The sequence below is a fragment of the Endozoicomonas sp. Mp262 genome, from assembly GCF_025643335.1.
Lineage (GTDB): Bacteria > Pseudomonadota > Gammaproteobacteria > Pseudomonadales > Endozoicomonadaceae > Endonucleibacter.
Genome location: NZ_CP092489.1, coordinates 1577975 through 1591126, shown reverse-complemented (window position 1 = coordinate 1591126; position 13152 = coordinate 1577975). Strand labels below are relative to the sequence as shown.

Sequence of the window (13152 nt, the reverse complement as noted above, 5' to 3'; positions counted from 1 at the left end):
CTCGCTCACTTCAGCCAACTGCAATCATTTAGCACCGTCGGTTTTTCTTTATCAAACGAAAACATTAACGATCCCTAACCAAACAGGATTTTATAATGGTTTCCAATAGACTAAAGTACTATCTTTTAGTGTTTTCTCTGCTTCCGATTATCTATTTGGGAGCATCAAGTTTTGTTATGCCGAAAGGGGAAATAAAAGAGCATTTTGGGAAAATAAAGCCAAGATGGGAGTACACGTCAAACCAATATGACCCAAAGTCACCTCCCACGTTGATTCTCTCCGTTCAAGGAGGATCAACGAATACAACAGGCGCTTTATTTCAATATGACCCAACCACCTCCAGGTTTACAGAGCTGTTTCGAGAAAAAAATATGGGAAGCAGCCTGAATCACGCCCCGGAACAGGCACTGGCCATCGTCAGAAACTTTATAAACAGCACTGCAAAAATGTATCCCAACGAACCAATCACCATCGTTATGGGGATGGCTGGCACTGAATTTGCCGGCGGCAGGGGTTTGTTTCTCAACGGCCTTGTGGAAAACACCAATATAACCCACGCCATTTTAACCTCGGATGCAGAGACAGCATGGTTGAGCGTCTTTGATAATGAAGGACTGATTATGGTTGTTGGTACCGGAGGAGTTACCCTGGCGACAACAAAAGATGGGCATAAGTACCAAAGCGGAGGTCATGGGGGGCCTATATCAGACTACCCCAGTGCCACCTCGCTGGTTTTTGACTATGACCGCTGCTCCGAGTCCATAAGCTCACTGAGTGACGGACACTGGCATTACTCTGAACCCTTGCCTTTGATGGAAAAATGGATAAAGAACCATGGCGGCGACCCGGATAATTTTTTCGCCTATCGCTCACAGCTCTTAACCTCTGGAAAAAATGACACCTATGCCAGCCGGGCCAAAGATATTATTGATTACTATCGCCAGCAACAGCCAACCCCAAAGGCCACGGATGTTAATACACCCACGTCCCTGCAAACGGAGGACTCTGGAAATACTCCGCCACAACATCCCCTCAAAGAAGGTGACTATTGTGTCAGCTATGCCATTAATAAAGCCTTTGGGCATTTTAAGGAAGAGTTAGTGGCAAAGCATATTTCTCCCGCCTTCAGCTCTATCCCCTTTGCCTTTGACGGCACAGTAGGAGGAGAACTGTGGAAGCTCATGGAAAGGGAGCAACAGGCAAACGGATTAAAATCACGAAAGTCACCATTAAAGCCAGACCTTATTGTTGGGGCATTAAGGCTTGTTTATGACCACATCCCTGCGGAGAAGTTTCGAGCAATGATTACCTCCAACCAATTTGCAGTGTCCTCATCACCCGGAAATTAGCATATAACCGTTTGACGGGAACACGTCTCAAGCGCCCTTTCTTTATTGCCAAGGGGGCCTTATTTAATTGAGCCTTTAGTAGCCTGGGCACTACTAAAAGGTAAGAAGGGTATCCATAACTATTGGGCACCCCAGATTTCAGCCATTTCTATTTGTTTAGTTTTAGTCAACTTACGGGCAACAACCGTTTTTTTATTAATTACTTCGTCGATATCATTCAACAACCGAATCAATGCCCTGCCTATGGCATAAGCAAGATTCACAGGCACAGCGTTTCCTATTTGTTTATATTGTGCAGTCAGGGGGCCTGTGAATTCCCAGTCGTCAGGAAAAGTCTGAATCCGTGCATACTCCCTTACAGTGAGAGGACGAGTCTGGTTGATATCTGGGTGGCATCGTTCCGTTTGCTTCTGTGCAGGAGAGCAGGTCAACGTCAAACTCGGCTCATCCCAAGCAAGACGGCGAGCCATCCCTGTTTTCCCCCCCCCTAAAAAATAACTTTTCTTCATATATTCTCGTTGAAGTTCATCCGGCAAGTCTCGCCAATATCCCCCTTCTGGAACAAGGGACAGGATTTCAGCTTTCCGTGGAGGGTACTGTTGCCCATCAGACTCAGGGACGTCTACTGCGTATAGGTCACCTTTCTTAAGTGCATCACGCATAGTCATGATGCGCTTGTAAGGCGATGGCCAATGAAACTCAACCTGATCAGCCAGGTCTTTCCGTATACCCACAAGAATCAACCGCTCTCGCTTTTGGGGCACCTGGTAGAAGATAGCTTTCAGGACACGCGGCTCAACCAGCTTATAACCTAATTCATCAATAATATCTTTAATGGATTGTAGAGTCTTCCCACCCTCATGATTCAGGAGACCCCGCACATTTTCAGCCACAAATACCTTCGGATTCGTTTCTTTCACGGCTCGAGCAAACTCGAAGAACATAGTTCCCCGGATATCTTCAAACCCAAGCTTTTTCCCAGCATAAGAAAATGCCTGGCATGGGAACCCCCCAGAAACAATATCTATCTGGCAGCGATAGGGTTTAAAATCCAAATTAGTAATATCACCTTCTATCACTTTCCAATCAGGGCGATTTTTCCTTAAAGTATTACAGGCATGCTTATCAATTTCGTTATGGAGAACCGACTTAAAGCCAGCCTTTTCTAGGCCAATCGCCAAACCTCCAGCACCTGCAAACAACTCCACCAACCCATAATTCCTTTTTGGAATAGTATTAAGCTCTTCTTCCCAGTTGCTATTAAAAAGCAACTGGGCCTGCTCAAACTTGTCAAGCTGGTCTCGGTGGTATTGGCGGTAATTATTATCTTTGCACCGTTTGGGAACAAGAGTACCATTGCTATCCCAACGCCTAAGAGTTTCTTTAGAAACACCCAAGATATCCGCTACCTGGGCTATAGAATAATAGTCTGGTATCACTATATACACTCGCAACATTGGTTATGGTTACAACTGTATATATCATCAGTCTTTAAGTCAAACATTAGGCATGGTTATAGTTAAAGGAATTATAACCATGTCCTTTAATAATTATCCTTAGTAAGATTATTTTATACTTTTGACCTCCTCCGTAGAGGCAAGCTCCATAACCACCTTCTCGAATTCACTACTAAAGTCTGCTTCGATAGCCACAGACCCAATAGCTTCCAATAGGTCAGAATAAAAATCTATATCACCTGTCAACCGATGCCAAAAATCTTTACCAGTAAAGACGGGATAATGATACTGTCGCGCTATCCGTTTGTAATGGGAGTTAAGATCAGACTGAGTTCCATAAATAACACCTACGATCATGTCATCATGGGCAACCCTAAGGTTATTTGTTCTAGCCAGATTAATGACTCCCTGAAAGTGCCCTGCAATAGTTTCAACATCATCTTTATTGATGGTATTTGGCCCAAGTTTTAGCTGACAATACTTTTTATAGCCATCTAACTGGTCTATAAACTCAATATCTATACCGCTTGTAGTACTACCAAAAGCATCCAGCAATATATTGGTAAAAGACTGAATATTCTGTCCAAACGATGTCGTTATTGACGTACCTAAAACTCTTGGCAGCAACAAAACTCTAGCAATACTCTCTGGGGAAGAGTTACCCGTAAGAAAGTTAGCTAAATAGACCGCCAAGAATGGGTTTATATTAAACTCATTAGGAGAAACCAGCTTCTCTGTATTTTTTATATGGTTTGCAGCAATAGTATCTCGAAACCATTGCTTAGCCTGCTTAAGAATCTCTTGTTTATCAATCACGAACCTTCCACCTTTAAAAAAGCCTGTTATGTCAACACGTTAACCAGGGGATTAAATCATGACTAATATCAAAAACAAAACCTTTGCCCAGAAACCATATGAAGACTACATTGGATGAGACCCGCAGCTACATAATGGCTTCGATTCACAGTAAAAACACGAAGCCAGAACTTATAGTCCGTAAGAAACTCCATGCCTTGGGCTTTCGTTTTCGCATCCATGCAAGGGAACTTCCAGGCTCACCTGACCTAGTACTACCCAAATATAAAGCCGTCATTCAAGTCAATGGTTGCTTCTGGCATGGACATGACTGCCCTCTTTTTAAAATGCCTAAGACCAGAACAGAATTCTGGTATAAAAAGATATCGGGGAACCAAGAACGAGATAAAACAAATACAGGGAAACTGCTGATGTTAGGCTGGCGTATTATGGTGATTTGGGAATGTGCCATTCGAGGAAAACAGAGGATAGACGAAAACATATGGGCTAGCCTGATCGAAAATTGGCTCTTGGTAGGAAATGACTTTATTGAACTAAGGGGAAATACCCCTTAGACCACCAGTAAGAAAGTCCTTTTTCAGGGTCAAGAGGGTTATGCTTAATCTTAAAGATAAAAACATTCATCACATTAAAGTCTTTCCCTTGAAAGACTGTAGCGGGCAACAGTACAGTTGCTCCAGCCCTCGAGCTGCTCAAGGGTCATGCCGATTTGCTCCATGACCCCTTGCACAAACTGGTTATCCGGTCTGGAAAATGAAATAACCCGTTCAAACCCAAGCGCCTGAAATCCCAGCTCGGTGACAGCGCTCAGGGCTTCGATCACAAGCCCGCGCCCATAGTATTCCTGAAGAAATTTCCAGCCAATTTCAACATCGGAACCATAGGGGGAAAAACCACAAAACCCAATCAGCTGACTGTTCTCTTTATACTCTACAGCCCACCTTGACCAGCCATACCGGTCAAGTTCCAGCTGGTAGCGCCACAACTCTGTCTCAGCCCGGCTGGCTGGTTTCTCAATGCTGTATTGATTAAGTTCCGAATCCTCTCCAATAAGCGTGGCATACCCGGCCAAATCACTTTCCAGCCAGGTTCTGATAAGCAAATGGGGCGTTTCCGCTACAACCCGCATAACTCAACCCCTTTTTACTTGGTGAATACCCTTTTGACTATGACACCATGGAAAAGTTCGGGGTACTGACCGTCAATACGATTCGCTAGCCCTGGCTTCCTCCATCGCCAGTTACCAGGTTCAAAATCCTTTCAAGTTCACGCTTTCTTTGCGTTGACTCCATTTTAGCTAACGCACCTGCTTTATTAAAAAAAATGTTCCAATCGGCAGATACATTAAATAATTGGCTGAAATGTGGAACCCAGCGGTGATAACTGGAAATACTGCTAAGCTTGGCATTATTAATCGGTGCTTCCATCCAGTAATCAAAGGGCTGAGGCTTTTTCAAACCGAAGGTTAACCGTTTATAGTCCGCCCTGAGTGAATCGATCACCATCTGTTTTTGCCTGCGCTTCTGCTCATCGGATATTGATTGGTTATATAGCGTTTTTAGTCTTAAGCGAGCACTGGCGATTAGCGCAACCGTTTTCTCTATCACAGGGTTTTCAACAAGCTCACCCGCTCGTCCCTGACTCCGAAGCCACTGCCTGGTTCCCTCCAACTCTACAACGGTTGCAAAACTTTCGTTAAAGTCAGTGTCTCCAGATACATATAATTTTTTATGCGCCAACTCATGAAAAATCAATCGCGCCAAGCCTGTATCACCATAATATATAAATGTGTTGAGCAACGGATCATTAAACCACCCCAGCGTTGAATAGGCCTTAACACCTCCCATATAAATATCATACCCTTCTTTTCCAAGCTGTCTTGCAAGCTTTAACGCCTGGTCTTTATCAAAAAAACCACGATAACTGGCACAGCCTATAACCGGATAACACCAATGCTTAGGTTTTATAGAAAATTCCGGAGCAGCAAATAGATTCCATACAACATAGGGACGTTTCAAATCAGCATAAGCCCTATAGTTTTTTCCTGTGGGCAAAAGCAGTTCTTTCTCGGCAAAAAGCAACAGCTGCTCACTCAGTAACAGTTGCCGACGCAATCCGGGATCCAGGTCATCTGATCGCAAAAGTGCAGAAACCGGTTTTCTCTTAGCCAGCAAATCAAGCTGCCCATAAACCGCCTGGGCATAATATTTCACAGATGAGCAGCTACTCAAAACCCCGCAAACTAAAACAACAACGGTAATAACCCAAAATAAACCGGTGAATCGCCACCCTGAATCACAGCGCTTTATCACAAGGTTCTCCCCATTGTTTAAATTATTATGTAACATTCAAGGGAGTGTTTATTCCGGATATTGATCAGGTACAACAAAAACCCGGGTGGTTAATATCAAATCCTCATAGGGTGCATTGTCATAAACAACTTCGACAAAACAGGCACTCCAGCCTGACTCAGGCTCTGGCAAGCCCACATTAAGGGTACACGCCTTATCACACTGAAAGGCTAATTCAGATGAAGAGAAACGGGAGCCTCTGGGATTATCTTCTGTTTTTCGAAAATCCCGTGCTCCAGGATGGGTAGCAGTCCAGAGCCGGGCAGATTTTGGAGGCTTTGAACTTTCCAGTCGAAGTTTACCCCTGACTTCATACCACTTAAGCTCGGGCATAGGACGATGCTCGATAAATGCCCCATAAAATGACTCCACCAAATCTGAAACCTGTTTACGGTTCTCCCTCACAATGTAATGGCTTCGATTAGGCAAAACCCTCATCCATTTTTTATCCGGTAAGTCCGGGTAAAAAAACCGACTGGTATCAACAGGCACAAAGTTATCCCCGGAAGCAGAGACAATATACTTGGGTAGCGTTAACAGGCTCCGGTACTGATAAGGGTCGATGGTTGCCATCAACTTATTCATCGATTCACTGCCCACCAACGGCCTCAATGGTAAATAAGGCGCAATGGCCGGATTACCTTCTTTATAAACACTGAATAAATGCCTGATCATCTCTGGCAGATTGAGAAAATCAGCCACCAGAGGCACGATGGCTGATACCCGATCCTCCATCGCAGCCACCAGCCAGGTGGTCCAGCCCCGCTTGGAGCCACCGCTCAGGACAAACTGCTCTATAGGCACCTTTTTTCGCGACAGAAATTCCTGACTGGCATTCATGGCACTGATCACAGCTTTAACCATGGGTAACCTGAGTAGCCGATCAAAATTTTCACCGGGATTTGCCATAAAGCGTTTCCAGGTATAAGCAATTAAGTGATCTTCAGAGAGAGGGGCGGAATCGGCAAAGGTCAGATACTGGTTCGGGATATCTTTCAGATCAATGACCACTGAGCGGGTTTTGACGGCGATGCGGGAGAATTCAAGATCATCATGGGGGGCTATGGCTGGATTGTTATCCGAGGGATGTAAAGTTCCATTATTGATATACAACAAGCCGGTACGGGATTCGATACCATCGGGCTGATAGACTGTTAATCTGTGTTTCCAGAGCGGATAGCTAACCCGATCCCGTTCCCCCTGAGTCCAGCGAAGAGATGTAAGCTCCAGGAAAAATACAGTAATGGAGCGCTTGATTCCACTCAGCTCCAGCACTTCCTTCCGGGTATCTTTCAATACCCAGCCATAGTCAGGCTCCCTGGTGGATAAATAGCACGGCAGCACGTCCTGCATCTTATCGGGCACTTTTCCAGGATGGCAATGGAAAACAGCTGGCTTCAACTTACCAAAACATAAGCTGGTGAATAAAAGCAGGCAAGCCATACAGAATACACGTGTTTTCATTGTTCTCAGAGCACCTTTGATTTTAAACACCCTTCAATTCATGCTACTGAAAAGTAGTTCAAATGAGTTAAAGCCTGATGGTTAATTCTGCCTTACTAAAAGTCATGCCCCTCGCAATTACTTCTGGTTGTACTATGTATTAAAACTTACTCAGAATGACCGCAGGGCAAAAGATGGCAATTAATGTTTTTGTATATGGCAGCCTCCTGTTTGATGAGATTGTAGTGCATTTAACAGGGCAATCATTTCATACAGAACCAGCACTCCTCATCAACCATGCGAGATACGCCATTCACCAGAAGGATAGAATAGCCAAAGGCCCTGCCATTATTTACGAAGCAGGCAAAACCGTTAATGGCAAACTGTTAATAGATATTACCCCTGAGGCATTGGCCATACTGGACAAATATGAAAGTGGTGATGCAGATGCCTCAGGCTATGAGCGTGTCACTGTATCAGTCATACTAAAAAATGGCTCAAAAAAATCAGCACAGACATACCGGGCGATTGATACCATGCGGCCATTCCTTTATGGCTCATGGAGCCAGCATGATTTTAAGGAAAACCATCTTGCCTGGTATCTTATGACACGTATCCCGACTCTTAAAAGGCAGTGGGAATTACAGTAAGTTTGATGGTCAGAAACAAGAGAACCCCAAAAAACACATTAGAGACAAGTCAGTTATGACCGCTATTTGGAAAAAACATTTCGACATTGAAACAATGAATGCCAGCAAAACAGCCAATATGTGCAGTCATCTCGGTATGACTATTACAAAGATAGGTGATGATTATCTTTGTGGCACTCTCCCCGTTGACGAACGAACCAGGCAGCCCATGGGTTTGCTTCACGGTGGAGCCTCAGTGGCACTGGCAGAAACACTGGGCAGCCTTGCCGGTAATCTGGCCTGTGACAATAATCAGTATTGTGTCGGTGTTGAAATCAATGCCAATCATTTGAGAGCTGTGAGTTCAGGACTGGTCACTGGCACAGCGCGCGCCCTGCATCTTGGACGAAGTACCCAGGTATGGGAAATACGCATCGAAGATGAACAGCAGCGACTAACCTGCATCTCCCGCCTCACCCTGGCAGTGAAAACTACAGGTTAGCGAAAAAAGGCTGATTATGCTAAATTGAGGCATAAAATAATTCACGGATTCTGGTCTACTAGCATGCCAGCCTTACTGATCCCATCGCCGTTAAGCATCTGCCCTTTCCAGGCCGAGCGCTACTGGCGTTCCGAGCTCTAGCTCTCTTCCTTTCTTATAACTCACTACCTGAACAATCCTGAACCACCGGGAGCCTGAGCCATGTATTACTGGTTTATGTTATTGCTGGCAATTATCACTGAAGTCGCCAGCACCTCATTTATGAAGCTGGCCTCCGAAAGCCATCCTGTCCTTGGCTATACCATAATGGCCGTATTGATCTCACTCTCCTATTACTGTCTGGCCCAGGCCGTAAGAAAAATCCCCCTGGCCCTGGCCTATACCATGTGGGAAGGAGTGGGGCTGTTATTAATCAGCTTTATGTCCTGGCTGATTTTTGATGAAACCTTTTCACTGGCCAAAATCATGGCTATAGCCGCACTGCTCACAGGGCTGGTTTTAATGAATATTGGTGAAAAGCTGTCGGAACAGCAGGAGAAAAAAAAGAAATTACTTAACAGCAAGTTCGACAGCATTGCCGAAACAGCGCAGCTATAGGATATAAGGAGTACAAAATGTTTGATAATCTTCCCATTGCTGCCCTGCTATGGGTGGTCGCAGCCTCCACTTGCGATATTGTTGGTAACGTTCTTACCAAGCTGTCTGATGGCTTTGCCAAAAAACACCTCGCCGTCATCGTCATGATTGTACAAATTATGGCTTTTGCCTGTCTTTCATTCGCCCTGAAGGACATTGATTTAAGCATTGCCTATGCCCTGTGGGGTGCACTGGGTATTATTGCCACAACCATAATAGGTCGACTGATGTTTTCCGAAAGCCTGCATCCGGTCAAGTTATTGGGGATAGCTGTTACTATGATCGCCATTATATTTATGAAGCTGGCCATGTAGGGCAAACGGTTAATGGGGAATAGCGTGCTGTGCTATTCCCCACTTCTGATGCCCTATTGGCGGGCAATCTTATGAAAACGAATCTGGGTCATCACCGCAGCAACCAAAAAGGCAAAAACAATGGCAATCCAGAATCCGGTGACCCCCAGTGCATGTACTAACAGATTAGTTCTAGCCAATACATACCCTAAAGGCAGAGCAATTCCCCACAAAGAAAGCACCATGATCCACATCACTGACCGGGTATCCTTATAACCTCTCAGCGAAGAAGCCGTAATCTGCTGCACACCGCTGAGAACATGGTAAACCGCAACAAATAACATCAGCTTCTCTGCCAGGGAAATAATAGCGGCATTATCGGTATATAAGCGAACAATAAAGCTACCCACGCCCCAGATAATCAAGGCACAAAGCAATGAGATAACCATTCCGGTGATAATACCAACATGCCCCCGAAAACGGGCAAAATGATGCAGCTCCGCACCAACAGCCTTGCCCACCTGAATGGTTAAAGCACCGCCTATTGCCGATGGAATGACAAATGGCAAGGTGGAAAAGTTGAAGGCAATCTGATGCGCACCCACAACAGTTTCTCCCAAGGGGGTCACCATCAGCGTGATTGCTGTAAATACCAAAAACTGAAGAAAGAGCGTACTACCAATAGGCAAGCCCACAGAAAATAATTCACGAATCTTGTTCAAGTCTGTTTTAGCCAGGGATCGTAAGGGCGTTGTATGATGCAAGGAGCGATTGAACTTTATATATATAAGCATCAGAACTGGTGCCAGCCACATAATTAATGCGGTGGCATAACCACAACCAACCCCACCCATCTCTGGAAAACCGAACTTTCCATAAATCATGGCGTAGTTAAACGGAACATTAAGTGCCAGGCTTAGCACCTGGATTATCATCACAGAGCGAGTATACCCCTGTCCTTCCATATAACTGCGTAAGACCTGATTCAGCGCAACGCCAGGCATACCCCAGGCCACCGCATGAATATAACCGGTAGCGATATCACGGGTTTGCTCTCCCATTCCAGTAAAGCGAAGCAGCAGGGGAGCCTGATAAAGCAGCAGTCCGCCGATAATGCCAGCAACCGCTGCCAGCCTCAGCCCCTGATGCACCAAATGGGGAATTTCATGATGACGATCAGCGCCCACTAGCTGGGCCACAAATGCAGTTTTAGCGATTAATAAACCCACAAGAAAGACATTAATGGGAATCCAGGATGTATAGCCAACAGCCACAGCTGCCAGATCAACAGCACTGTAGTGCCCAGCCATCAGGGTATCCACAAACCCTGCCAGGCACATAACCAGCTGCGCACCCATCAGTGGCAGGGCAAGAGCAAATAAAGCCCTTACTTCCTTAGAGAAACTATGTTTTTGTACAGACATCAGTCAGCCTTGAGATTAATCCCAAACCAGTGTTTTTTATCCCAAAAAGGGTGTTCGAATAAGTGTTTGAGGGGGATAGCTAACTTAGCTAATAGACGGTGGGCTGATGCCAACTTGTGCAGACAAGCGCAGACAGTATGCGAGTGGCACACAGCTGAGTATTTCCGGTTGTCTGGGTTGGCTGGTTCATGGAAGCTTACGCTGAAACAATAATGAAGAGTTATTTGATAGATAAGCATAATGCCTGCCGAAAACCTCTTGTATACGCAAAATCACCTAAAGGCTGAAAAGTAAATTAATTAAAATCAACAGGTTGTAATATTCAAAATAAAGTCAATAATCAGCAAAAAAACAACTAGTCAAAAAATAACCAATCTCCTCTTTTAAAGAGCAATCAACAATGATAATTTTAAAAAACACCAGACACACAACACCAGAGAATAACAATAATGAAAAAGCTTCTTCTTGCATCAAGTTTAATGGTTTCCAGTTCAGTGATGGCCCAGGGTTTTTATGTTGGGGGTACTGCGGGGATGTCTGCAGATTCTTCAAAAGCAGAGATTTACACTGGGGCAAACGTTAAAACAGAATACGAAAATTTTGGGCAAAATGCTTTTAATGGAGGATTGTACGGAGGATACACATTTGATCTTGACGGTTTTAGCTTAGGCCTTGAAGTAGACTACTTATTGGGAAGCAGCGAAATAAAAGAAAAGACCACTGCCAGTGGTGCAACAACCTTCGAGTTACAACTAAAAAGAAAAGATAGCTATTCTGCGAGTTTACTAGGAGCACTGCCCGTCACAAATGATCTAACACTATATGGTCGCCTGGGTTATACCCAAGGTAAGTTCGAATTAGAGCAAGTTGCAGCTGGTGTTACTCAATATGATGATTCAGACAAAGCAGGCGGATTAACCCTTGGTATTGGAGCCACTTATAAGCTAGATCAAAATCTATCGGTAAGAGCTGATTATCGCTATGTAGATTATGGAAAAATAGAAATTGATGCAAAATCAGGAATAGGATTCACAAATAAATTTGAAGCTGATCCCAGCCAACAAGTATTTTTAGTCGGCGTTCAATATAGTTTCTAAATTCCAGACAGTGCAGTTAGCTTAAAACAATAGAAAGATAAACGTTTAATCAATTCACACAATAAAAGGGAGCCTGACGAGGCTCCCTTTTTCTTTAGGTGATGAAAACAAGTTATTCACTCATTTCCAAAGTCTTTTGCAGAAAAATCTATCAAAGCTTACCGGCAATCAGTTTTTCCAGCTTCACCTGATCCTTGGCAAAGTTACGAATACCCTCAGCCAGCTTTTCTGTGGCCATGGCATCTTCATTCATTGCCCAGCGGAAGGTGTTTTCGTTCAACACCTGCTTATCCAGTTCACAAACAGGCTTGCTGGCAAACAGCTTCTGTTCCAGGGTGCCTTCAGTTTGTTCCAGCTCATCCAGCAGACCCGGGCCGATAGTCAGGCAGTCGCAACCAGCCAGCTCTGTGATTTCACCGGTATTACGGAAGCTGGCTCCCATCACCACAGTTTTGTAGTCATGCTTCTTGTAGTAGTTATAAATCTGTTGGACAGACAGTACACCCGGATCTTCAGAAGCCTGGTAGTCACGACCTTCAGCCTTTTTGTACCAGTCAAGGATACGGCCAACAAATGGAGAAATCAGGTATACACCTGCTTCAGCACAAGCCTGGGCCTGGGCGAAGCTGAACAGCAGGGTCAGGTTACAGCGGATACCTTCTTTTTCAAGCACTTCTGCCGCCTGAATACCTTCCCAGGTGGACGCAATTTTAATCAGAACCCGACTGGTATCGGCACCCGCCTGACGGTAAAGCTCAATCAATTGGTGCGCTTTATTAATAGTGGCCTTGGTATCAAAAGACAGGCGAGCATCCACCTCAGTGGAGACAAATCCCGGTACCACCTGCTGAATTTCTTTACCGATCCCTACAGTCAGCCAGTCACAGGCATAATTAACCTGCTCTTCCTTATCTGAGGACATTTTTCGGCCATAGTCCAGAGCCTCTTCCACCAGCCCGGAGTAAGCAGGCAGTTCAGCCGCTTTCAGAATCAGGGAAGGGTTTGTTGTCGCATCAACAGGCTGATAGCGTCGAATAGCGTCAATATCACCGGTATCCGCCACTACCTTGGTCAAAGACTTTAGTTGATCGAGAAAATTGGACATATCAGTTCCTTTTCACATTGACATGTTGGCAAAAACCAACATCGACTGTG

At 44.8% G+C, this 13152-nt stretch carries 14 protein-coding genes; 7 read left to right on the top strand and 7 right to left on the bottom strand.

The window, feature by feature from the left end; genetic code table 11:
* The first annotated feature begins 95 nt into the window (after positions 1 to 95).
* Entirely contained in the window at positions 96 to 1349 is a 1254-nt protein-coding gene (locus MJ595_RS06910) for a hypothetical protein (protein ID WP_263081706.1), read from the top strand.
* Positions 1350 to 1468: 119 nt separating this feature from the next.
* Here the strand turns inward: MJ595_RS06910 and dcm are convergent, their stop codons facing one another.
* Together dcm and MJ595_RS06900 are read right to left on the bottom strand one after the other, a co-directional pair.
* On the bottom strand, positions 1469 to 2806 hold the full coding sequence (dcm, locus tag MJ595_RS06905) for a DNA (cytosine-5-)-methyltransferase (RefSeq protein WP_263081704.1): 1338 nt from the start codon (positions 2804 to 2806) through the stop codon (positions 1469 to 1471).
* 108 nt (positions 2807 to 2914) lie between these two features.
* Positions 2915 to 3622, bottom strand: coding sequence for a PmeII family type II restriction endonuclease (locus tag MJ595_RS06900; protein ID WP_263081703.1), 708 nt, complete (start codon positions 3620 to 3622; stop codon positions 2915 to 2917).
* Positions 3623 to 3720: 98 nt separating this feature from the next.
* Between MJ595_RS06900 and MJ595_RS06895 the strand changes: the two genes are divergently transcribed.
* Positions 3721 to 4176: a very short patch repair endonuclease gene (locus tag MJ595_RS06895; RefSeq protein ID WP_263081702.1), complete on the top strand. Its 456-nt coding sequence runs from the start codon at positions 3721 to 3723 to the stop codon at positions 4174 to 4176.
* A gap of 74 nt (positions 4177 to 4250) precedes the next feature.
* Here the strand turns inward: MJ595_RS06895 and MJ595_RS06890 are convergent, their stop codons facing one another.
* The 3 genes from MJ595_RS06890 to MJ595_RS06880 all read right to left on the bottom strand — a co-directional run bounded on the left by MJ595_RS06890 (position 4251) and on the right by MJ595_RS06880 (position 7437).
* Positions 4251 to 4751: a GNAT family N-acetyltransferase gene (locus tag MJ595_RS06890; RefSeq protein WP_263081701.1), complete on the bottom strand. Its 501-nt coding sequence runs from the start codon at positions 4749 to 4751 to the stop codon at positions 4251 to 4253.
* 85 nt (positions 4752 to 4836) lie between these two features.
* On the bottom strand, positions 4837 to 5934 hold the full coding sequence (locus MJ595_RS06885) for an aminopeptidase (protein WP_263081700.1): 1098 nt from the start codon (positions 5932 to 5934) through the stop codon (positions 4837 to 4839).
* A gap of 48 nt (positions 5935 to 5982) precedes the next feature.
* Positions 5983 to 7437 (bottom strand): PhoPQ-activated pathogenicity-related family protein, encoded by a 1455-nt coding sequence (locus MJ595_RS06880; protein ID WP_263081699.1) that lies wholly within the window; start codon positions 7435 to 7437, stop codon positions 5983 to 5985.
* A 173-nt stretch (positions 7438 to 7610) separates the two neighbouring features.
* On the opposite strand from MJ595_RS06880, the gene MJ595_RS06875 reads away from it, so the two are divergent.
* From MJ595_RS06875 to MJ595_RS06860, 4 genes are all read left to right on the top strand, one after another.
* Positions 7611 to 8066, top strand: a complete 456-nt coding sequence (locus MJ595_RS06875; RefSeq protein ID WP_263081698.1) for a gamma-glutamylcyclotransferase — start codon at positions 7611 to 7613, stop codon at positions 8064 to 8066.
* Between the two features lie 55 nt (positions 8067 to 8121).
* Positions 8122 to 8547 carry a hotdog fold thioesterase gene (locus tag MJ595_RS06870; protein ID WP_263081697.1) on the top strand — a complete coding sequence of 142 codons (426 nt, stop codon included), beginning with the start codon at positions 8122 to 8124 and terminating at the stop codon, positions 8545 to 8547.
* A gap of 201 nt (positions 8548 to 8748) precedes the next feature.
* The gene (locus MJ595_RS06865) at positions 8749 to 9144 is read left to right on the top strand and encodes an SMR family transporter (protein WP_263081696.1); all 396 of its coding nucleotides are present in this window, start codon (positions 8749 to 8751) and stop codon (positions 9142 to 9144) included.
* Positions 9145 to 9161: 17 nt separating this feature from the next.
* A complete protein-coding gene (locus tag MJ595_RS06860) occupies positions 9162 to 9497 on the top strand; it encodes a multidrug efflux SMR transporter (protein ID WP_263081695.1) in 336 nt (111 codons plus the stop codon).
* Between the two features lie 53 nt (positions 9498 to 9550).
* Here MJ595_RS06860 and MJ595_RS06855 read toward each other — a convergent pair whose 3' ends face one another.
* Positions 9551 to 10900: an MATE family efflux transporter gene (locus MJ595_RS06855; protein WP_263081694.1), complete on the bottom strand. Its 1350-nt coding sequence runs from the start codon at positions 10898 to 10900 to the stop codon at positions 9551 to 9553.
* 449 nt (positions 10901 to 11349) lie between these two features.
* Between MJ595_RS06855 and MJ595_RS06850 the strand changes: the two genes are divergently transcribed.
* A complete protein-coding gene (locus MJ595_RS06850; RefSeq protein WP_263081692.1) occupies positions 11350 to 11997 on the top strand; it encodes a porin family protein in 648 nt (215 codons plus the stop codon).
* Between the two features lie 151 nt (positions 11998 to 12148).
* Here the strand turns inward: MJ595_RS06850 and tal are convergent, their stop codons facing one another.
* The gene (gene tal, locus MJ595_RS06845; RefSeq protein ID WP_263081690.1) at positions 12149 to 13102 is read right to left on the bottom strand and encodes a transaldolase; all 954 of its coding nucleotides are present in this window, start codon (positions 13100 to 13102) and stop codon (positions 12149 to 12151) included.
* Between the last annotated feature and the right edge of the window lie 50 nt (positions 13103 to 13152).